The following is a 19,680-nucleotide window of genomic DNA, read 5'->3' as shown; positions in this document are numbered from 1 at the left end:
TCAGTTTCCCGTCGTCTCGCCCTTTTCCTGCCCCAGCTTGGCCAGGCTCGCCTTCGCCGCCGCCGCCACCCGCTCGGCCGTCAGGCCGAACTGCTCGTACAACGTCTTGTACGGGGCGGAGGCGCCGAAGTGTTCGAGGCCCACCACTTCGCCGCACTCGCCGACGAACTCGTGCCAGCCGAGCGAGATCCCCGCCTCGACCGCGACCCGAGCCCGGATCGACGACGGCAGCACCGTCTGCCTGTATGCGGAGTCCTGCCCCTTGAACCATTCGACACACGGCATCGACACCACCCGTGTCGGGATGCCCCGCGACTCCAGCAGCTCCCGGCCGTCCACCGCGATCTCCACCTCGCTGCCGGTGGCGATGAGGATCACCCGGGGCTGGCCGTCGGACGCCTCGCGCAGCACGTAGCCGCCGCGGGCCACGCCCTCGGCGCTGGTGCCCTCGAAGACCGGCAGGTTCTGCCTGGTCAGCGCCAGGGCCGCGGGCCGGTCGGTGTGCTTGAGCACGGCCTTCCAGGCGTAGGCGGTCTCGTTGGCGTCGGCCGGGCGCACCACGTCGAGGCCGGGGATCGCGCGCAGCGCCCACAGGTGCTCGATCGGCTGGTGGGTCGGGCCGTCCTCGCCCAGGCCGATGGAGTCGTGCGTCCACACGTACGTGACCGGCAGCTTCATCAGCGCGGCCAGCCGCACCGACGGGCGCATGTAGTCGGAGAAGACCAGGAACGTGCCGCCGTACGGGCGGGTGCCGCCGTGCAGGGCGATGCCGTTGAGGATGGCGCCCATGGCGTGCTCGCGGATGCCGAAGTGCAGCGTGCGGCCGTAGCGGTTACCGGGGAAGTCCTTGGTCTGGTATTCCTCCGGGATGAAGGACGGCTCGCCCTTCATCGTGGTGAGGTTGGACTCGGCCAGGTCGGCGGAGCCGCCCCACAGCTCGGGCAGCACCGGCGCCAGCGCGCTCAGCACCTCGCCGGAGGCCTTGCGGGTGGAGATCGACGCGCCGGCCTCGAACGCCGGCAGCGCCTTGGCCCAGCCGTTGGGCAGCTCGCGGCGGGAGATGCGGTCGAGCTCGGCGGCGCGCTCCGGGTTGGCCAGGCGCCACTCGGCGTAGCCCTTCTCCCAGTCGGCGTGCAGGGTGCGGCCGCGCCGGGCGATGTCGCGGGCGTGCTCCAGCACCGCGTCCGGCACGTGGAAGGTCTTGGCCGGGTCCATGCCCAGCACTTCCTTGGTGGCGGCGACCTCCGCCTCGCCCAGGGCCGAGCCGTGGATCTTGCCGGTGTTCCGCTTGTTGGGCGCGGGCCAGCCGATGATCGTGCGCAGCCGGATGAACGAGGGCCGGTCGGTCTCCGCCTTGGCCGCCTCCAGCGCGTCGTAGAGGGCCTGGACGTCCTCGGCGTAGTCGTCGCCGGCCGTCCAGTCGACGCTCTCGGTGTGCCAGCCGTAGGCCTCGTAGCGCGCGACCACGTCCTCCGACTTGGCGATCAGCGTGTCGTCCTCGATGGAGATGTGGTTGTCGTCGTACAGGACGATGAGGTTGCCCAGCTTCTGGTGCCCGGCCAGGGAGCTGGCCTCGTGGCTGATGCCCTCCTCGATGTCGCCGTCGCTGACGAAGCACCAGATGTGGTGGTCGAACGGGGAGGCGCCGGGCGCGGCTTCCGGGTCGAACAGGCCGCGCTCGCGGCGGGCCGCCATCGCCATGCCGACCGCGTTGCCGAGGCCCTGGCCGAGCGGGCCCGTAGTGGTCTCCACGCCCGCTGTGTGCCCGTGCTCGGGGTGGCCGGGGGTGAGGCTGTCCCACTGGCGCAGCCGCCGCAGGTCGTCGAGCGTCAGGCCGTAGCCGGACAGGTAGAGCTGGATGTAGAGCGTGAGGCTGGTGTGACCGCACGACAGCACGAACCGGTCGCGGCCGAGCCAGTTCGGATCCGTCGGGTCGTGGCGCATCACGCGCTGGAAGAGCAGGTAGGCGGCGGGGGCCAGACTCATGGCGGTGCCGGGATGCCCCGAGCCCGCCTTCTCCACAGCGTCCATCGCCAGGGCTCGAATGACATCGACCGCCTGCTTGTCGAGGTCGGTCCATTCAAGGGCTGGCACGAGTTCGGTGCTCAAGTGCTCGGTCTCCGGAATCTAGTTGTCATTGGTACGCCGGTCGGCGGTCCCGCCCATCACGGGACCCTAACCGAGTGGACGTGGCGTCGATTCCCATTCCACCCGTGCGGGTCCATGTGTGGCGCAAGCCCCCCATTGGCCGGACCGGCCGACCCTGCGACTACAGTTTGTTTGTTCGCAGAGGCGTCACGGCGCCCACCCATGGATCCGCTCTTATCAGAGGTTACGCGTTGACTCCGCACAGGCTGGAAGCGCCTTGACGGTGCTGACCAACAGGCAGGCGACGGCGCCCACTCATCCCGAGGCGCCGCGCTCCGTCGGCATGATCATCAAGGCCTACATCGCGCTCACCAAGCCGCGGATCATCGAGTTGCTGCTGATCACGACGCTGCCGGTGATGTTCCTCGCGGCGGGCGGCCTGCCGCCGCTGTGGACGTCCATCTCGGTCATGGTGTTCGGCACCCTATCGGCGGGCAGCGCCAACGCGCTCAACTGCTACGTGGATCGCGACATCGACCAGAAGATGCGCCGCACCCGCCGCCGGCCGCTGGCCCGGCACCAGGTGTCGCCGCGCGGCGCGCTGGTCTTCGGGATCGTGCTCGGCGTGCTGTCGACCGCCGGCCTGTGGGTGACCACCAACGGGCTGGCCGCGTTGCTGTCCACCGGGGCGATCCTGTTCTACGTGCTGGTCTACTCGATGATCCTCAAGCGCCGCACGGCGCAGAACATCGTGTGGGGCGGCATCGCCGGCTGCATGCCGGTGATGATCGGCTGGGCGGGCATCACCGATCGGCTCGACTGGGCGCCGCTGGTCCTGTTCGGCGTGGTGTTCTTCTGGACGCCGCCGCACACCTGGACGCTGGCGATGCGCTACAAGGAGGACTACGCGGCGGCCAAGGTGCCGATGCTGCCCGTGGTGGCCACAGAGCGGCGGGTCGTGCTGGAGTCGATCGCCTACACCTGGGCGACCGTGCTGTGCTCGCTGGCCCTGTGGCCGGTGGCCGGGACCACGATGTTCTACCCGATCGTGGCGGCCGTGCTCGGCGCCGTGTGCCTGTGGGAGGTGCACCGGCTGCTGGCCCGGCTCAACGCCGGCAAGACCGGCATCGAGCTGCGGCCCATGCGCTTCTTCCACTGGTCCAACGCCTATCTGGCGCTGCTGTTCCTCGCCGTGGCGATCGACCCGCTGCTGTCCTGATGTCTCCTTGGCCGGGTGGCGGGCACCACGACACCCCCGGCCTGGGCCGGCACCGCGACGGCCGACACGGACCCCGGCGCTCTGATCCGTTAAAGTCACCCTATGGCGACCCGTGATCCACGCTGGGTGTTGAAGGACCGCCCGTCACTAGCGTTGATCATCGGGCTGGTCCTCACCGGCATCTGCGCTCTGGTCTCGTTCTCCTTCGACGTCTTCAACGGCGCTCCGGTGCAGTTCTTCATCGCCCTCATGCTCGCGCTGGCCCCGGTGCCGCTGCTGCTGGCCGCGGTGCTGGCGCTCGACCGGCTGGAGCCGGAGCCGCGCAGCAACCTGATCTTCGCCTTCGCCTGGGGCGCGGGCATCGCGGTGCTGGTCGCCGGCGTGATCAACTCGCTCAACCTGCACTACATCATCGACACCGCCAAGCTGTCGGAGGCCAGCGCCCGCAACATCGCGGCCACGTTCGGCGCGCCCGTGGTGGAGGAGACGATGAAGGGCCTGGTGCTGCTGGGGCTGCTGAAGTTCCGCCGGGCCGAGCTGGACGGGCCGACCGACGGGGTCATCTACGCGAGCATGGTCGGCCTCGGCTTCGCCATGAGCGAAAACGTCAGCTACTACATCGCCGCGCTCAACTCCGAGGCCGGGGTCAAGGGCCTGGCCGTCACGGTGGTGCTGCGCGGCATCCTGTCGCCGCTGGCCCATCCGCTGTTCAGCTCCATGATCGGGGTCGGGGTGGCCTACGCGGCCCAGCGCGCCGGCTCGGAGCGGGTGTTCTACGTGCTGGCCGGCTGGTCGGGGGCGATGGTCCTGCACGGCCTGTGGAACGGCCTGGCCTCCTACGGCGGCTTTCCCGGGCTGATCGTGGCCTACCTGGTGCTGCTGGTCGTGCTGATCGTGCTGATCGGCGTGGTGTTCAGGGACCGGCGCCGCATCGTCGCGCTCATCCAGCGCTACCTGCCGCCCTACGAGCCGACCAAGCTGGTCACCCAGGCCGACGTCTTCATGCTGTCGGCGTTCCCGCGGCGCCGCCAGGCCAGGCAGTGGGCCAGGGCCTACGGCGGCAAGCGCGGGCTGCGCGCGATGCGCGACTACCAGCTCGCCGCCACCGAGCTGGGCCTGCTGCACGAGCGGGCGGCCCGCCGCATGGTGGACGAGCAGATCTTCCACGAGGAGCAGCGGGCCCTGCTGGAGTGCATGAGCACCGCCAGGGCCGACTTCCCGATGCCGACCGTCCACGCCAGGGCCGCCCGGGGCCGCCCGCCCGGTTACGCCCCCGGCGCCCCGGACTGATCGAGAATCCTCTTGAGCGAGACCTCGCGCGGCCCGGGAAAGACCGGGTCGGAGCGCAGGATCAGCGCGTCGGCGAGGGCCTTGGCGTTGGCGGCGAACTCGCGGGCGGCGTAGACGTAGGTGGCCGCGGCGAACCTGACGGCCGAGTCCTCACCCACGCCGAACGCCTCCAGCCCGGCCGTCCGGCACAACGTCACCGCCCTGGGCAGGTGGAACTCCTGGGTCACCACGGTCACCCGCTCGGCCCCGAACACCCTGCGCGCCCGTACGCAGGAGTCCCACGTGTCGAACCCGGCGTAGTCCAGCACCATCACCGCGTCGGGCACGCCCTTGCCGCGCAGATAGTCGCGCATGGCCGTGGGCTCGTCGTAGTCCTTGCGGCTGTTGTCGCCCGACAGCAGCAGGGCCCGCACCTTGCCCGCCCGGTAGAGCTCGGCGGCGAGGTCGAGCCGGGCGGCCAGCATCGGCGAGGGATGCCTGCCGTCGTACAGGCCCGCGCCCAGCACCAGCGCGGCCTGCGTGCGCGGCACGCGGTCCAGCCACCCCGCCGTGCCGGCGATCGCCCGGTGGTCGGTGCTGCCCAGCCAGGCCCAGGTCATGGGGACGAGCGCGAGCACGCTGAGCGCCACCAGCCCCTGGTAGGCCCGGCGTAACGTCTTCCGATCGGGGCGGACCATTTTGGGCAAATCGCACGCCTTAGCGGTGGGGGAGTGGCCGACTGAACACCCCATACCCTGGCATATCTTCTCAGACAGTGGCGGGAACTTCGGTGGGGGAGTGGTCGGGCTGAGGAGTCCGGGTGCGCAACGAGGTGACCACCCGCAGGGCCGCGATCCAGACCAGGGTGGAGCCGAGCACGTGCAGCAGGACCAGGGCCGCGGGCACGGCCAGGAAGTATTGCGTGTAGCCGATCACGCCCTGGGCCAGCTCCACCACGAGCAGCGTCGCCGCCGCCCGCCTGGCCGGCCCCTTCGAGTTGCCGATGTGCAGAGCGAACATCAGCGCGAACGTCAGTCCCACCACGATGTAGACCAGGTCGGCGTGCAACCGCGCCATGGTCTCGATGTCCAGGTCGAAGCGGGAGGCGCGCTCGTCGCCCGAGTGCGGGCCGGTGCCGCTCACCGTCACCCCGGCCACCAGCAGCACGAACACCGCGGCCAGCAGCACGTGGCCGAGCCGGCGGATGTCGCGGTGGGTCACCCGCCGGACCGGGCCGTCACCCTCGCCCGCCCGGGCGTAGAGCATCCAGCAGGCGGCGATCAGGCCGGTGGAGATCAGGAAGTGCATGCCGACGGTGAACGGGTTGAGCATCGTGTTGACCACCAGCCCGCCCCACAGGGCCTGCGTCAGGATCCCGACCGGCTGCAGCCACGCCAGCAGCACCAGCGAGCGCCGGCGCGGCACCAGCCGCAGGGCCGAGAGCACGCACGCCACCCCGACCGCCAGCACCAGGAACGTCAGCAGCCGGTTGCCGAACTCGACGAACATGTTGAGCATCGACGTCTCGGGGTGCGGGACCGGGATGAAGCTGTCCGGCGTGCATCGCGGCCAGCTCGGGCAGCCGAGCCCGGAGCCGGTGACGCGCACACCCGCCCCGGTCACCGCGATGCCCGCGTTGACCACCACGGAGGCCAGGGCCCAGCCCCGCATCGACGCCGCGGTGGGCGCCCAGAAGGACAGCAGACCGCGTACGAGAGGGTGGGGGTGGTCGGTGGGTAGCTTCACGCCATCGATGGTACGGGCGGGACCGGCCGGTCCCGTCACCGGTCATCCCGGGGCTTCCACGGCGGCAAGGTATGTGACATATTACTGGCGGGAGGTGTTGATGTCCGACGTGATCGTCGTCGGCGCCGGAGTGGTGGGGGCGGCGTGCGCCTACTACGCCGCGCGCGCGGGCCTGGACGTCACCGTGATCGACCGGGGGCCGGTGGCGGGCGGCACGACCGGCTCAGGCGAGGGCAACGTGCTGGTCTCCGACAAGGAGCCGGGACCGGAGCTGGAGCTGGCGGTGCTGTCGAACGGGCTGTGGCGCTCCCTCGCCGAGCGGCACGACCGGCAGGCCGGGCCAGGGGCCCACGGCGGGTTCGAGTTCGAGGCCAAGGGCGGACTGGTCGTCGCCGAGACCGACGAGATCCAGCGCCGGCTCGTGGAGCTGGCCGCCGAGCAGGGCCTGGAGCACGTCCTGGTGTCAGGGCCGGAGCTGCGCGATTATGAGCCGCGCCTGGCCGAGGGGCTTGCCGGCGGCGTCCTCTACCCGCAGGACGCGCAGGTGCAGCCCATGCTGGCCGCCGCGCGCCTGCTCAGGGACGGCGCGGACAGCTTCGGCCGGGGCACGCTGCACCTGCGCCTGGGGGTCACCGTGACCGGGTTCGTCCACTCGGGCGAGCGCGTCACGGGCGTACGCACCTCCCACGGCGACGTGCTCGGCGGCGCGGTGATCAACGCGGCGGGCACCTGGGGCGGCGAGGTGGCCGCGCTGGCGGGCGTGACCCTGCCGATCCTGCCCAGGCGCGGGTTCATCCTGGTCACCGAGCCCCTGCCCGAGCCGCTCATCAAGCACAAGGTCTACACCGCCGCCTACGTGACGAACGTGGCCAGCGACTCGGCCGACCTGGAGACCTCCGCCGTCGTCGAGGGCACCCCCGCGGGGACCGTGCTCATCGGGGCCAGCAGGGAGCGGGTCGGGTTCGACCGGACGACGTCGGTGCCGGTGCTCGCCCGGCTGGCCGCGCAGGCGGTCGCGCTCTTCCCCGCGCTGCGCGAGGCGCGGGCCATCCGGTCCTACTGCGGGTTCCGGCCCTACTGCCCCGACCACCTGCCCGTCATCGGCGCCGATCCGCGCCTGCCCGGCCTGTACCACGCGTGCGGGCACGAGGGGGCCGGGATCGGGCTCGCCCCGGCGACCGGGCACCTGCTCGCGCAGGTGCTCACCGGTCAGACGCCCGACCTGGACCTGAAGCCCTTCCGGCCGGATCGTTTCTCGGAGGATTCCCCTTGACGTTCCACATCACGATCGACGGTCGGCAGGTGCCCGTGGTGCCCGGCCAGACCATCGGGGCGGCCCTGCACGCGGCCGGCGTGCGCTCGTGGCGCACCACCCGGTTCGGCGGGCGGCCGCGCGGGCTGTTCTGCGGGATCGGCGTCTGCTTCGACTGCCTGATCTCCGTCAACGGGCGCGCCCCTGAGCGGGCCTGCCTGCTGGAGGCCGCGCCCGGCGACGAGGTGACGACGTCGTGACGTACGACCTGGTGGTGATCGGCGGCGGGCCCGCGGGGGTGGCGGGCGCGCTCACGGCGGCCCTGGCCGGGCTGCGGGTGGCGCTCATCGACTCCGGCGCCCGGCTCGGCGGCCAGTACTTCCGGCACGCGGCCGCGCACGGCACCGGGCACGCGGCGGAGTCCGGGCTGGCGCGGTTCCTGCGGCTCGGCGAGCGGCTGGGCGAGCGGGCCGACCTGCTGCTGCGGCACCAGGTGTGGCACATCTCCCAGAATGACGGCGGTGATTTCACCGTGCACTGCAACGGTCCCGACGGCGGACCGGTCGCGGTCCGGGCGCGGCGGCTGCTGATCGCGACCGGCGCGCACGACCGGCCGCTGCCCTTCCCCGGCTGGGACCTGCCCGGCGTGCTCACCGCGGGCGGCGCCCAGGCACTGCTCAAGGGCAACGGCGTGGTGCCGGGCAGGCGCGTCGTGGTCGGCGGCACCGGCCCCTTCCTGCTGCCCGTGGCCACCGGGCTGGCCGAGGCGGGCGCGCGCGTGCTCGGCGTGTACGAGGCCAACGGCGGCCTGGGCCTGGCCCGCCACCCCCTCCTGGCGATGGGCAAGGCCGGCGAGGCGGCGGGATACGCGGCCACCCTGGCCCGGCACCTGGTGCCGTACCGGACGAGGCGGGCGGTGGTCGCCGCGCACGGCGAGCGCGAGGTCCAGGCCGTCACCGTCGCCCGCCTCGACCAGGACTGGAACGTTCTCGCCACCCGCGTCGTCGAATGCGACACCGTGGCCGTCGGCTACGGCTTCGTGCCCCAGATCGAGCTCGGGCTGCAGCTCGGCTGCGGCACCCGCCAGGACGTGGACGGCAGCCCCGTGCTCAGCGTCGACTCCGCCCAGCGCACGACCGTGCCGGGCGTCTGGGCGGCCGGCGAGCCCACGGGCGTGGGCGGCTGGCAGCTGTCCGAGCTGGAGGGCCGCATCGCCGGCCGGTCCATCGCGGAGCGCCCGGTCGCGGGCGTGCTGACCCGGCGGCGCGACCGGGGGCGGGCCTTCGGCGCCGCGCTGCAGCGGGCCTACCCGGTCAAGGCCGGCTGGCAGGGCTGGTTGCGCGCGGACACCCTGGTGTGCCGGTGCGAGGAGGTGCCGCTGGCCCGCGTACGCGAGGCCCGCGACCTCGGCGCCACCGACGCCCGCTCCGTCAAGCTGCTGGCCAGGCCCGGCATGGGCTGGTGCCAGGGGCGCATCTGCGGCTACGCGGTCTCCTGCCTGGCCGGAGAGCCGCAACAGCCGTCCCGGCGGCCCATCGCCCAGCCCGTCAGCCTCGGCGCCCTCGCCGACACCGCGGACGGCATCCCGGACGACCCCGCAACCGATCCCGTAGACGACCCCGCTCACTGATCCACGACCTGGAGGACTTCCTGATGGACACCCGCAGCAAACCCTGGCACGGCGTCATGGTGGCCACCGCGCTGCCCCTGCACGAGGACCTGTCGGTCGACTTCGACGGCTACGCCGAGCACTGCCGCTGGCTGGTCGCCAACGGCTGCGACGGCGTCGTGCCGAACGGCTCCCTCGGCGAGTACCAGACGCTCACCGATGAGGAGCGGGCCAAGGTGATCGAGACCGCCGTCGCGACCGTCGGCGGCGCCAACGTGATGGCCGGCGTCGGCGCGTACGGCGCGGCCGAGTCGCGCCGGTGGGCCGAGCAGGCGGGCGAGGCGGGCTGCGGCTCGGTGCTGCTGCTGCCGCCCAACGCCTACCGGGCCGACGAGCGGGCCGTCGTCGAGCACTACCGGGAGGTCGCCCGCGCGGGCGTGCCGATCGTGGCCTACAACAACCCCTACGACACCAAGGTGGACCTGACTCCCGCGCTGCTGGCCCGGTTGCACGAGGAGGGGCTGATCGTGGCGATCAAGGAGTTCAGCGGTGACGTGCGCAGGACGTACGAGCTCGCCGAGCTCGCGCCGGGGCTGGACGTGCTGATCGGCTCGGACGACGTGCTGCTCGAACTCGCCGTGGGCGGGGCCGTGGGCTGGATCGCCGGCTACCCCAACGCGCTGCCCGTCTCCAGCGTCGAGCTCTACCGGGCCGCCGTCGCCCGCGACCTGGACACCGCGCTGCCGCTGTACCGCAAGCTGCACCCGCTGCTGCGCTGGGACTCCAAGACCGAGTTCGTGCAGGCGATCAAGCTGTCCATGGACCTCGCGGGCCGCTACGGTGGCCCGTGCAGGCAGCCCAGGCAGCCGCTGACCGAGGAGCAGGCGGCCGTCGTGCGGGCGGCTACGGAGAAGGCGCTGGCAGAAGGGCTGCGATGAGGACAAAGCGGGTATTCCACGCGGTTGACTCCCACACCGAGGGCATGCCCACCCGGGTGATCACCGGCGGGATCGGGGTCATCCCCGGCGCGAGCATGGCCGAGCGGCGCGTCCACTTCCGCGATCACCTCGACCACATCCGCACCTTGCTCATGACCGAGCCGCGCGGCCACGCGGCCATGAGCGGCGCCATCCTGCAGCCGCCCACCCGGCCGGACGCGGACTGGGGCGTGCTGTTCATCGAGGTGTCGGGGCTGCTGCCGATGTGCGGGCACGGCACGATCGGCGTGGCCACCGTGCTCGTCGAGACCGGCATGGTGGAGGTCGTGGAGCCGGTCACGACCGTGCGCCTGGAGGTGCCCGCCGGGCTGGTCGAGGTGGACGTGGCCGTCGAGGACGGGCACGCGACGGGGGTGACGCTGCGCAACGTCCCCTCCTACTGCGACCGGCTGGACGCCTCCGTGAGGGTGCCCGGGTTCGGGGAGATCCCGTACGACCTGGCGTACGGCGGCAACTTCTACGCCATCGTCGACCTCGACGCCTACGGCCTGCCCTTCGACCGCAAGGCCAGGAACGAGATCATCGCGGCCGGCCTGGCCACCATGGACGCCATCAACTCGGCCGACGAGCCCGTGCACCGTGAGGACGACCGCATCCGCGGCTGTCACCACGTCTACTTCGCCGCGCCCGGCTCCGACGCCCAGCACTCCCGGCACGCCATGGCGATCTACCCGGGCTGGTTCGACCGCTCGCCGTGCGGCACCGGCACCAGCGCCCGCATGGCGCAGTTGCACGCCCGCGGGGAGCTGCCGCTCGGGCGGGACTTCGTCAACGAGTCGTTCATCGGCACCCGGTTCATCGGCCGGCTGCTGGAGGACACCACCGTGGGCGGCGCTCCCGCGGTCGTCCCGTCGATCACCGGGCGTGCCTGGGTCACCGGCACCGCCCAATACTTCCTCGACCCTACCGACCCGTTCCCGGCCGGGTTCGAGCTGTGAGGGAGCCCCGTACATGACCACCGTGATCACGACGGTCGACTACCACACCGGCGGGGAGCCGTTCCGGATCGTGACCGGCGGCGTGCCCGAGATCCGCGGCGCCGACGTGGCGTCGCGGCGCGTCACCGCCATGGCGGAGCTGGACGACGTGCGGCGGCTGCTCTGCCACGAGCCGCGCGGGCACGCGGACATGTACGGGTGCTTTCTCGTCCCCCCTGACGACCCGCTTCCGCCGGCGGCGCCCCGGGCGGCGAAGGCCGCGTTCGGGGCGCTGTTCTGGCACAAGGACGGCTTCTCCACCGCCTGCGGCCACGGCACCATCGCGCTCGGCGCCTACGCGGTGCACGAGGGGCTGGTCGAGGCCGACCCCGACGGGGAGACGGACGTGGCCGTGGACGTGCCGTCCGGGCGCGTCACGGCCCGGGTGCGCTGCTCCGGGGGCCGGGTCAGGGCGGTGACGTTCGTCAACGTGCCGTCGTACGTCGTCGCCCGCGACGTCCCGGCCGGCGGGGTCAAGGTCGACCTCGCCTATGGTGGCGCGATCTACGCCTCCGTGCCGGCCGCGGCCCTGGGCCTGTCCGTGGAGCCCGCGCACCTGACCGAGCTGATCGGCCACGCCCGCCGGATCAAGGCCGACCTCGCCGGCCATCCGGCCACCCTGCACCCCTCCGACGAGCGCCTGTCCGGCGTCTACGGCGTGATCTTCCACGACGAGCTGCCGGACACCGAGGGCATGGCCCACCAGCGCAACGTCACGGTGTTCGCCGACGGGGAGGTGGACCGCTCGCCCTGCGGGTCCGGCACCTCGGCCCGGCTGGCCCTGCTGCACGACTCGGGGCTGCGAGGGCCGCTGCTGCACACCAGCATCGTCGGCAGCGCGTTCCGCGCCCGGGTGGCCGAGGTGGTCGCGGGCGGGATCGTCGCCGAGATCGAGGGCATGGCCTACCGCACCGGACGCCACTCCTTCGAGCTGGACCCGGAGGACCCGATCGGGACGGGGTTCACGCTGCGATGACCGGACTGCCGTACATCGACGCCGCCACGGTGGAGCGGCTGGTGCCGGTCGGGCGGGCCGTGGACCTCCTGGAGGAGGCGCTGCGGGCCGGGCTCGACCCGGAGGAGACGCCGTGGCGGCCCATCGTGGACCTGCCCGCGGGGCAGCTGCTGCTGATGCCCGCGGAGGTCGGCGGGCCCGGCGCCAGGCGGTACGCGGGGGTGAAGGTGGTCACCATCGCGCCGGACAACCCGGGGCGCGGGCTGCCCCGGATACAGGGGACGTACCTGCTGTTCGACGGGGACACCCTGACGCCGCTGGCCGCGCTGGACGGGATCGCGCTCACCTCGCTGCGCACCCCCGCCGTGTCGGCGCTCGCCGTCCGGCACCTGGCCGGCCCGGAGGCCAGGACGCTGGTGGTGTTCGGCAGCGGGCCGCAGGCGTGGGGGCACGTGCTCGCGTTCCGGGCGGTACGTCCGGTGGACGACGTGACGGTCGTCGGCCGCGACCCGGGCAGGGCCGCGGCGCTCGCCGACCGCTGCCGCGCGCTCGGCCTGACCGCGCGCGCCATGACCACCACCCCGGCCCCGGCGACGGACCCGGCGGAACCGGCGGCAGGCGGGACGACGGGCGGGACGACGGGCGAGACGACGGGGGCGACCGGCGCGCTGACGGACGCGGTGGCGGAGGCGGTGGCAGCAGCGGACCTGGTCGCGTGCTGCACGACCGCGAGAGAACCGCTGTTCCCCGGTAAGCTCGCCCGCGACGGCGCCACCGTCGTCGCGGTCGGCTCCCACGAAGCTGACGCCCGCGAGCTCGACGGCGATCTCGTCGCCCGCGCGACCGTGGTCGTCGAGGCCAGGGCGACGGCCATGCGAGAAGCCGGAGATGTGATCATCCCGATGCGTCACGGTACGATCGCCACCGGCCATCTCGCCGGCAACCTCGCCGACCTGATCTCCGGACGAGTGGTGGCCGGTCCCGGGCCGCGCGTGTTCAAGAGCACGGGCATGGCGTGGGAGGACCTGGTGGTCGCGGCCGCCGCTTACGAGGCGTGGACTTAGGGAGGGGATGGGCGGATGCCTGCCGAGGACCGGCTCGACCTGCCGATGGTGGGCGAGCGGCAGAGCCTGCGCGAGCAGGTCGCGCACGCGTTGCGGGCCGCGCTGATCACCGGTGAGATGCGTCCCGGGGTGGTCTACTCCGCGCCGGTGCTGGCCGCGCAGTTCGGCGTCTCGGCCACGCCCGTCCGCGAGGCGATGCTCGACCTGGCCAAGGAGGGCCTTGTCGAGGCGGTGCGCAACAAGGGCTTCCGGGTGACCGAGCTGTCCGACCGCGACCTCGACGAGCTCACCGAGATCCGTCACCTCATCGAGGTGCCCACGGTCTCCCGGCTGGCCGACACCTCGCGGGCGGAGCAGTTCGAGCGGCTGCGGCCGATCGCCGAGGAGATCGTCTCCGCCAGCGAGCGCGGCGACCTGCTCGCGTACGTGGACGCCGACCTGCGCTTCCACGTGGAGCTGCTGGCGCTGTCCGGCAACGCCCACCTGGTCACGGTGGTGCGCGACCTGCGCAACCGGGCCAGGCTCTACGGACTCTCGCAGCTCTCCCAGCGCGGCTCCCTGGGAGACTCGGCCAGGGAGCACCTCGCCCTGCTCGACGCGCTCAAGAGCGGCGACGGCGCGACCGTGGGGCGCATCATGGAGGAGCACATCGGGCACGTCCGCGGCATCTGGGCCGAGCATTAAGTTCTGATATTCCGGGATCGCGCACCCTTTGGGGGCGGTACCCTTTTTCCGGGCCGACCTGACGACCGCCGGCGGCCCCGACTTCCTGGTCCTCAGCGGACCGGCCGCCCTCCGCTTCCGGTGGCGGCAGCAGCCTGGTCAGACGGACACCCGCAATCCGCTGACCTCCGTAGGGCTCGGCTCACCCGCCCACCGTAGGGCCGAGCCCCCCGCCGCGCGCCCGAGACCCCATCCCACGGGCGCGCGGCGGCTCGCCCGGCCACACGGGCGCGGCGCCTCCGGGGTTTCCGGGCACCGGCTCCGCGCTATTCCCGGCGCCGGGCCAGCCGGGTCGAGCCCAGGCTGGCGGCCACGATGCAGATGATCGCCGCCCACTGCTGCAGGTGCAGGATCTCGCTCAGCAGCAGCACCCCGACCAGCGCCGCCACGGCCGGCTCCAGGCTCATCAGGATGCCGAACACGTGCTTGGGCATCTTGCGCAGCGCCTGCAGTTCCAGCGAGTACGGGATCACCGACGACAGCAGCCCCACCCCGAGCCCGATCAGCAGGACCTCCGGCCGCAGCAGGTCCGTCCCGCCCGTCGTGATCCCGACCGGCGCGATCATCAGGGTCGAGACGATCATCGCGAAGGACAACCCCGTCGTCCCAGGGAAGTGCCGCCCGGCCGCCGTCGCCAGCAGGATGTACCCCGCCCAGCAGGCCCCCGCCAGCACCGCGAACCCGATCCCGACCCAGCTCACCGCCGCCGCGCCGCCGGCCCCGCCCCACGGCGCGAGCAGGACCACGCCCGCCCCGGCGAGCCCCACCCACAACAGGTCGATCCTGCGCCGCGAGGCCGCCACCGCCACGCCCAGCGGCCCGAGGAACTCGATCGCCGTCGCGATCCCCATCGGCAGCCGTGACAGGGCCTCATAGAAGGACAGGTTCATCACGGCGAGGATCACGCCGAAGCCCAGCCCCACCGCCCAGGAGCGCCACGCCAGGCCCCGCAACCTGGGCCTGGCGATGGAGCCCATGATCAGCGCCCCGGCCACGATGCGCAGGAACACCACCGCGCTCGGCGGCAGCGCCGCGAACAACTCCTTGGCGAACCCGGCGCCGAGCTGTACCGACAGGATCCCCAGCAGCACGAGCCCGGAGGGCGGGATCGAGCCGGCGGCAGTCCGTAACAGGCCCTCCGGCTTGGCCAGGCCGGGGCGGCGGTCGAGGGGGTCGTCCACGGCGAAGGCGGTCACGGAACTCCTCTGGGACGGATGAGGGCAACCGGCACAGCCTACTCATGCTGGGCGACATGTCCGGATTTAAGGTGGTACTACTTCTGAGCAGATCTTCACCGAGCCACCCCAGGACCCATGAAAGCCCCCGCACCTCCCGTGAACCTCGCCCGCCCGCCGCTGGCCCTGTCCGTGGCCTCGTTCGTCAGCACCTTCGACCGGTTCGCCGTGAGCCCCATGCTCGTGGTGATCGCCATGGACCTGCGCGTCTCGCTGGCCGCGTCCGTCGCCGCCGCCAGCGGCTACTACCTGGCCTACGGGCTCACGCAGCCGCTGTGGGGGCTGCTGTCCGACCGCTACGGCCGCGTACGGGTGATGCGCGGCACGCTGTACGGCGCGGCGCTGGCGGGGGTGGCCTCGGCACTCATGCCGGCGCTGGGGGCGCTGGTGCTGGCCAGGGTCGTGACGGGCGCCTGCTTCGGCGCCGTCATCCCCGCCGGCCTCACCTACGTCGGCGACACCGTCCACGCCTCGGTACGGCAGCGCGCCCTGACGGACCTGATGGGCATCTCCGCCCTCGGCACCGCCATGGCCACGGGACTCGCGGGAGTGGTGGCCGACCTGGTGGACTGGCGGGTGGCCTTCCTGATCCCGGCCCTGTGTGCGCTGGGCTGCGCGCTCTCGCTGCGCTCGCTGCCCGAGCCGCCCCGCGCCGAGGCCGAACGGAGCGCCGGGGCGCGCCGGTTCCTGGGCATGGTGCTCGGGCACCGGTGGGCCCTGCTGGTGTTCGGGCTGGCCTTCACCGAGGGCGCGATCATGCTGGGCAGCCTGCCGTTCCTGGCCACCGCGCTGCAGCACACGGGGGTGGCCGCGGCCGTGGCGGGCTTCGGCATCACCGCGTACGGGCTGGGCCTGTGGCTCGTCTCCAAGGCCGTCAAGCGGCTGTCGGGCCGCTGGCCCACGCCCGTGCTGATGGCCGTGGGCGGCGCCCAGATCTGCGCCGGGTTCACGATCATCACCGTGCAGGTGAACATGGCCACCGTGACGGTGACGGCGCTGCTGCTCGGCGGCGGCTGGTCGTTCCTGCACTCCTCGCTGCAGACCTGGGCCACCTCGGTCGTCCCCGGCGCCCGGGGCACCACCATCGCGTTCTTCGCCGCGTCGCTGTTCGTGGGCAGCGCGGTCGCGTCGTGGGCGGCGGGCCCGCTGGCCGAGGCCGGGCGCTATCCGCTGCTGTTCGGGCTGGCGGCGGCCGCCGTGGTCCCGCTGACCGTGATCGCCGCCCTCAGCCGGCGCCGCTACGGCAGGCCCGAGAACCCCGGGCCACGATGAGCCGCCGGGCAGTCCCGAAGCCCGGCACGGCCTGGGTGACCGTCACTCCCACCGGAACGTGCGGGAGACCAGCGCCAGCGCCACGACCGCCCACCCGGCCAGCACCGCCAGCGAGCCGAGCGGGAGTGCCGCGCCGTCGGCGAGCACCGTACGCAGCCCTCCGGTCAGCGCCGAGATGGGCAGCGCCTCCAGGAACGGCTGCGCCCCCGCCGGGAACTTCGACAGCGGGAACACCACCCCGCCCGCCCCCAGCAGCACCAGGTAGACCAGGTTGGCCCCGGCCAGCGTCGCCTCCGCCCGGAGCGTGCCCGCCATGAGCAGCCCCAGGCCGCTGAAGGCCGCCGTGCCCAGCACGATGAGCAGCGCCGCGCTCAGGAACGACCCGTGCGGCCGCCACCCCAGCGCGAGCCCCACCCCCACGATGACGGCCGCCTGGATGACCTCCACCGCCACCACGGCCACGGTCTTGCCCAGCATGAGCCCGCTCCTGGACAGCGGGGTCGCGCCCAGCCGCTTCAGCACCCCGTAGCGGCGCTCGAAGCCGGTCGCGATGGCCTGCCCGGTGAAGGCCGTGGACATGACGGCCAGCGCCAGCACGCCGGGGACCAGGAAGTCGACCCGCCGCCCGGCCCCGATGTCGATCAGCGGCGCCAGCGAGAAGCCGACCAGCAGCAGCACCGGGATGATCAGCGTGAGCAGCAGCTGCTCGCCGTTGCGCAGCATGGCGCGGACCTCCGCGCCCGCCTGCGCGAGCACCATCCGGGGGAACGGCGCCGCGCCGGGCGCGGGGGTGAAGTCGAGGGGGGCGGTGCCGCCGGTCGTCGTCATCGCAGCTCCCTGCCCGTCAGCTCCAGAAAGACGTCTTCGAGGGTGCGGCGCTCGATCCGCAGGTCGTCGGCCGTGACGCCCTCGGCCGCGCACCAGGCCGTCACCGTCGCGAGCAGCTCGGGACCCACCAGGCCCTCGATGATGTAGTGCCCGGCGGGCGACTCCTTGGCCGCGCTGCCCGACGGCAGCGCGTTGAGCAGCTCCTCCAGCGCCAGCCCCGGCCGGGCCCTGAACCGGAGCTGCCGCTCGGCCCCGGTCAGCGAGGCCGGGGTGCCCTCGGCCACCACCCGCCCCCTGTCGATGATCACGACCTGGTCGGCCAGCCGCTCGGCCTCGTCCATGTGGTGCGTGGTCAGCACCACCGACACCCCCGCCCCGCGCAGCTCGGCCACCAGGTCCCAGCAGGCGTGCCTGGCCTGCGGGTCGAGCCCGGCCGTCGGCTCGTCGAGGAAGACCAGCTCCGGCCGCCCGATGACGGCCGCGGCCAGCGACAGCCGCTGCTGCTGGCCGCCCGACAGCCGCCGGCACGGGGTGCGGGCGTGCTCGGTGAGCCCGAGCCGGCCGAGCAGGGCCCGGGAGTCGAGCGGGTGGGCGTAGAAGCGCGAGACCAGCCGCAGCCACTCGCCGCAGCGCATGGCCGGCGGCACGCCGCCGCCCTGCAGCATGACCCCCACCCGCGCGCGCAGCTCGGCCGCCGTGGGCGCGAGCCCGAGCACCCGCACCGTGCCCGAGTCGGCCCGGCGGAACCCCTCGCAGATCTCGACCGTGGACGTCTTGCCCGCGCCGTTGGGCCCGAGCACGGCGGTGACCGCGCCGCGCCCGGCGCTGAGCGTGAGGCCGTTTACGGCGGTGTTGCCGCCGTAGCGTTTGACCAGGTCGATCATCTCGACGGCTGGGGATCCCATGGTCACGAGTTTAGGGACTGCGACGGCCGGTCCGGCTCGCAGGTGACGGTCCCCGGTGATGGCGGACATGGACACAACCGAAATATCTGATAACCGGGAATTAGGAGGACCTTGAACCGGTTAACATCACTCGGCCCTCGTGGGCCACACGCCTGCGAGGGAGAGGGGTCCCGCATGTCCGTGGCAGCAGCCACGTCCGCCGCCGTCCAGCACCATGAGCAGACGAGGTCGCGCCGGGGGATCTTATTGCTGATCCTCGGCGCGCTGTCGGCGATCGGGCCGCTGTCCATCGACATGTACCTTCCGTCCCTGCCCGCCATCACCGCCGAGATGGGCAGCGCCCCCGCCCAGGTCCAGCTCACCCTCACCGCCTGCCTCATCGGCGTCGCGGTGGGCCAGGTGATCGCCGGGCCGGTGAGCGACGTGCGTGGCCGGCGGGTGCCGCTGATCGTGGGCGTGGCCGGGTTCATGGCCGCCTCGCTGCTGTGCGCGTTCGCCCCGACCGTGCCCGCGCTCATCGCCTGCCGCCTGCTGCAGGGCATGCTCGGCGGCGCCGCCCTGGTCATCGTCCGGGCCGTGGTCCGCGACCTGTACGACGGCGCCGCCATCGCCCGCATCTTCGCCACGCTCATGCTGGTCAGCGGGCTGGCGCCGATCCTCGCCCCCATCGCCGGGGCCCAGTTGCTGGCGGTCACCTCCTGGCGGGGGGTGTTCGTGGCGCTCAGCGCCGCCGGGCTCGTGCTGCTGGTGGCGATGCTGTTCGGGGTGCGCGAGACGCTGCCGGCCGGGCAGCGGGAGAGCGGCGGGCTCAGGCACACCGCGGAGACGTTCTGGCGGCTCCTGCGCGACCGCTCGTTCATGGGGTTCGCGAGCACCGCGGGGCTGGCCTTCGCGGCGATGTTCGGCTACATCTCCGGCTCGCCGTTCGTGCTCCAGGAGGTGTACGGCGCCACCCCCCAGCAGTTCTCGCTCATCTTCGGGCTCAACGCGCTCGCCCTGACCGCCATGGCCCAGCTCGGCGGGCGGCTGTCGGGACGGGTGCCGCCGGTCCTGCTGGTCCGCGTCGGCCTGGTCATCGGCCTGGTCGGAGCCGGGCTGCTGCTGGCCGCCGCGCTCGCCGGACTCGGCCTGTGGGGCATCGTGAGCGGGCTGTTCGTCATCATGCTCGGCCAGGGTCTGGTGTTGCCCGGCACCGGCGCGCTGGCCCTGGCCTCGCAGCCCGCGCAGGTGGCGGGCAGCGCCTCCGCCCTGCTCGGCGTGCTCCAGTTCGCCCTGGGCGCCGCCGCCGCGCCGCTGGTCGGGCTGGTCGGCTCGGCCAGTGCCCTGCCCATGGCCGGCGTCATGCTGGGGCTCGTCCTTTGCTCGGCGTTGACCTTCGTCCTGCTGGGCAGGCCCAAAGTTAGGTAAGGCTTGCCTGCGTGAGGAATTCCATTCCCGAGCTGGTCGGAACCGTTTGTGGTCGGGGAAGGAATTACGGCACACTGATGTTGTGAAAAAGGCGGGAGCGAGCCCGGCGCGGAGAGCGCCGTGGTGGCCCCCG

18 protein-coding genes are annotated in these 19,680 nt (G+C 72.8%); 12 read left to right on the top strand and 6 right to left on the bottom strand.

From position 1 onward, the window contains the following. Nucleotides 1–2,031, bottom strand: a complete 2,031-nt coding sequence (tkt, locus tag BLS95_RS37455) for a transketolase (protein ID WP_245765520.1) — start codon at nt 2,029–2,031, stop codon at nt 1–3. A gap of 334 nt (nt 2,032–2,365) precedes the next feature. Here tkt and BLS95_RS37450 point away from each other — a divergent pair, with 334 nt between their 5' ends. Both BLS95_RS37450 and BLS95_RS37445 read left to right on the top strand, forming a co-directional pair. Next, nucleotides 2,366–3,307 (top strand): heme o synthase, encoded by a 942-nt coding sequence (locus tag BLS95_RS37450; protein WP_090942890.1) that lies wholly within the window; start codon nt 2,366–2,368, stop codon nt 3,305–3,307. Between the two features lie 102 nt (nt 3,308–3,409). Continuing rightward, nucleotides 3,410–4,597 (top strand): PrsW family intramembrane metalloprotease, encoded by a 1,188-nt coding sequence (locus tag BLS95_RS37445; RefSeq protein ID WP_090942887.1) that lies wholly within the window; start codon nt 3,410–3,412, stop codon nt 4,595–4,597. On the opposite strand, the gene BLS95_RS37440 is transcribed toward BLS95_RS37445, so the two are convergent. After that, complete coding sequence (locus BLS95_RS37440; protein ID WP_090942884.1) at nt 4,573–5,274, bottom strand: SanA/YdcF family protein; 702 nt, start codon at nt 5,272–5,274, stop codon at nt 4,573–4,575. The genes BLS95_RS37445 and BLS95_RS37440 overlap by 25 nt on opposite strands. Before the next feature lie 70 nt (nt 5,275–5,344). Then, the gene (locus tag BLS95_RS37435) at nt 5,345–6,322 is read right to left on the bottom strand and encodes a COX15/CtaA family protein (protein WP_090943088.1); all 978 of its coding nucleotides are present in this window, start codon (nt 6,320–6,322) and stop codon (nt 5,345–5,347) included. Between BLS95_RS37435 and BLS95_RS37430 the strand changes: the two genes are divergently transcribed. The 8 genes from BLS95_RS37430 to BLS95_RS37395 are packed head-to-tail and all read left to right on the top strand — an operon-like array spanning nt 6,204 to nt 13,861. Further along, on the top strand, nt 6,204–7,595 hold the full coding sequence (locus tag BLS95_RS37430) for an NAD(P)/FAD-dependent oxidoreductase (protein ID WP_342742809.1): 1,392 nt from the start codon (nt 6,204–6,206) through the stop codon (nt 7,593–7,595). The genes BLS95_RS37435 and BLS95_RS37430 overlap by 119 nt on opposite strands. Further along, nucleotides 7,592–7,834, top strand: coding sequence for a (2Fe-2S)-binding protein (locus BLS95_RS37425; protein WP_090942878.1), 243 nt, complete (start codon nt 7,592–7,594; stop codon nt 7,832–7,834). The genes BLS95_RS37430 and BLS95_RS37425 overlap by 4 nt, the downstream gene beginning before the upstream one ends. Then, nucleotides 7,831–9,204 (top strand): FAD/NAD(P)-dependent oxidoreductase, encoded by a 1,374-nt coding sequence (locus BLS95_RS37420; RefSeq protein WP_218136169.1) that lies wholly within the window; start codon nt 7,831–7,833, stop codon nt 9,202–9,204. The genes BLS95_RS37425 and BLS95_RS37420 overlap by 4 nt, the downstream gene beginning before the upstream one ends. 23 nt (nt 9,205–9,227) lie before the next feature. Further along, the gene (locus BLS95_RS37415; protein ID WP_090942872.1) at nt 9,228–10,121 is read left to right on the top strand and encodes a dihydrodipicolinate synthase family protein; all 894 of its coding nucleotides are present in this window, start codon (nt 9,228–9,230) and stop codon (nt 10,119–10,121) included. Further along, nucleotides 10,118–11,119, top strand: coding sequence for a proline racemase family protein (locus BLS95_RS37410; RefSeq protein ID WP_090942869.1), 1,002 nt, complete (start codon nt 10,118–10,120; stop codon nt 11,117–11,119). The genes BLS95_RS37415 and BLS95_RS37410 overlap by 4 nt, the downstream gene beginning before the upstream one ends. Nucleotides 11,120–11,132: 13 nt before the next feature. Further along, nucleotides 11,133–12,134: a proline racemase family protein gene (locus BLS95_RS37405; protein ID WP_090942867.1), complete on the top strand. Its 1,002-nt coding sequence runs from the start codon at nt 11,133–11,135 to the stop codon at nt 12,132–12,134. Beyond that, nucleotides 12,131–13,177, top strand: a complete 1,047-nt coding sequence (locus BLS95_RS37400) for an ornithine cyclodeaminase family protein (protein ID WP_090942866.1) — start codon at nt 12,131–12,133, stop codon at nt 13,175–13,177. The genes BLS95_RS37405 and BLS95_RS37400 overlap by 4 nt, the downstream gene beginning before the upstream one ends. A gap of 15 nt (nt 13,178–13,192) precedes the next feature. Further along, nucleotides 13,193–13,861, top strand: coding sequence for a GntR family transcriptional regulator (locus tag BLS95_RS37395; RefSeq protein ID WP_090942863.1), 669 nt, complete (start codon nt 13,193–13,195; stop codon nt 13,859–13,861). A 305-nt stretch (nt 13,862–14,166) separates the two neighbouring features. Here BLS95_RS37395 and BLS95_RS37390 read toward each other — a convergent pair whose 3' ends face one another. After that, complete coding sequence (locus BLS95_RS37390) at nt 14,167–15,096, bottom strand: EamA family transporter (protein ID WP_090942860.1); 930 nt, start codon at nt 15,094–15,096, stop codon at nt 14,167–14,169. 117 nt (nt 15,097–15,213) lie between these two features. Between BLS95_RS37390 and BLS95_RS37385 the strand changes: the two genes are divergently transcribed. After that, nucleotides 15,214–16,407 carry an MFS transporter gene (locus BLS95_RS37385; RefSeq protein WP_090942857.1) on the top strand — a complete coding sequence of 398 codons (1,194 nt, stop codon included), beginning with the start codon at nt 15,214–15,216 and terminating at the stop codon, nt 16,405–16,407. Between the two features lie 42 nt (nt 16,408–16,449). On the opposite strand, the gene BLS95_RS37380 is transcribed toward BLS95_RS37385, so the two are convergent. Together BLS95_RS37380 and BLS95_RS37375 are read right to left on the bottom strand one after the other, a co-directional pair. Beyond that, nucleotides 16,450–17,235 (bottom strand): ABC transporter permease, encoded by a 786-nt coding sequence (locus BLS95_RS37380; protein WP_090942854.1) that lies wholly within the window; start codon nt 17,233–17,235, stop codon nt 16,450–16,452. Continuing rightward, nucleotides 17,232–18,140 (bottom strand): ABC transporter ATP-binding protein, encoded by a 909-nt coding sequence (locus BLS95_RS37375; RefSeq protein WP_090943087.1) that lies wholly within the window; start codon nt 18,138–18,140, stop codon nt 17,232–17,234. The genes BLS95_RS37380 and BLS95_RS37375 overlap by 4 nt, the downstream gene beginning before the upstream one ends. Nucleotides 18,141–18,314: 174 nt before the next feature. Between BLS95_RS37375 and BLS95_RS37370 the strand changes: the two genes are divergently transcribed. Continuing rightward, nucleotides 18,315–19,547 (top strand): multidrug effflux MFS transporter, encoded by a 1,233-nt coding sequence (locus BLS95_RS37370; protein ID WP_090942851.1) that lies wholly within the window; start codon nt 18,315–18,317, stop codon nt 19,545–19,547. Nucleotides 19,548–19,680: the final 133 nt, after the last annotated feature.

Source organism: Nonomuraea jiangxiensis, assembly GCF_900099965.1.
Lineage (GTDB): Bacteria > Actinomycetota > Actinomycetes > Streptosporangiales > Streptosporangiaceae > Nonomuraea > Nonomuraea jiangxiensis.
This window is presented reverse-complemented; position numbering and strand designations above follow the sequence as displayed.

What these genes read in the sequence shown, in the direction of transcription:
- tkt (WP_245765520.1), bottom strand. Translation starts at nt 2,031, where the DNA reads ATGGACGCTGTGGAGAAGGCGGGCTCGGGGCATCCCGGCACCGCCATG.
- BLS95_RS37445 (WP_090942887.1), top strand. Translation starts at nt 3,410, where the DNA reads ATGGCGACCCGTGATCCACGCTGGGTGTTGAAGGACCGCCCGTCACTA.
- BLS95_RS37440 (WP_090942884.1), bottom strand. Translation starts at nt 5,274, where the DNA reads ATGGTCCGCCCCGATCGGAAGACGTTACGCCGGGCCTACCAGGGGCTG.
- BLS95_RS37430 (WP_342742809.1), top strand. Translation starts at nt 6,204, where the DNA reads ATGCCCGCGTTGACCACCACGGAGGCCAGGGCCCAGCCCCGCATCGAC.
- BLS95_RS37415 (WP_090942872.1), top strand. Translation starts at nt 9,228, where the DNA reads ATGGACACCCGCAGCAAACCCTGGCACGGCGTCATGGTGGCCACCGCG.
- BLS95_RS37410 (WP_090942869.1), top strand. Translation starts at nt 10,118, where the DNA reads ATGAGGACAAAGCGGGTATTCCACGCGGTTGACTCCCACACCGAGGGC.
- BLS95_RS37405 (WP_090942867.1), top strand. Translation starts at nt 11,133, where the DNA reads ATGACCACCGTGATCACGACGGTCGACTACCACACCGGCGGGGAGCCG.
- BLS95_RS37400 (WP_090942866.1), top strand. Translation starts at nt 12,131, where the DNA reads ATGACCGGACTGCCGTACATCGACGCCGCCACGGTGGAGCGGCTGGTG.
- BLS95_RS37395 (WP_090942863.1), top strand. Translation starts at nt 13,193, where the DNA reads ATGCCTGCCGAGGACCGGCTCGACCTGCCGATGGTGGGCGAGCGGCAG.
- BLS95_RS37385 (WP_090942857.1), top strand. Translation starts at nt 15,214, where the DNA reads ATGAAAGCCCCCGCACCTCCCGTGAACCTCGCCCGCCCGCCGCTGGCC.
- BLS95_RS37380 (WP_090942854.1), bottom strand. Translation starts at nt 17,235, where the DNA reads ATGACGACGACCGGCGGCACCGCCCCCCTCGACTTCACCCCCGCGCCC.
- BLS95_RS37375 (WP_090943087.1), bottom strand. Translation starts at nt 18,140, where the DNA reads ATGGGATCCCCAGCCGTCGAGATGATCGACCTGGTCAAACGCTACGGC.
- BLS95_RS37370 (WP_090942851.1), top strand. Translation starts at nt 18,315, where the DNA reads ATGTCCGTGGCAGCAGCCACGTCCGCCGCCGTCCAGCACCATGAGCAG.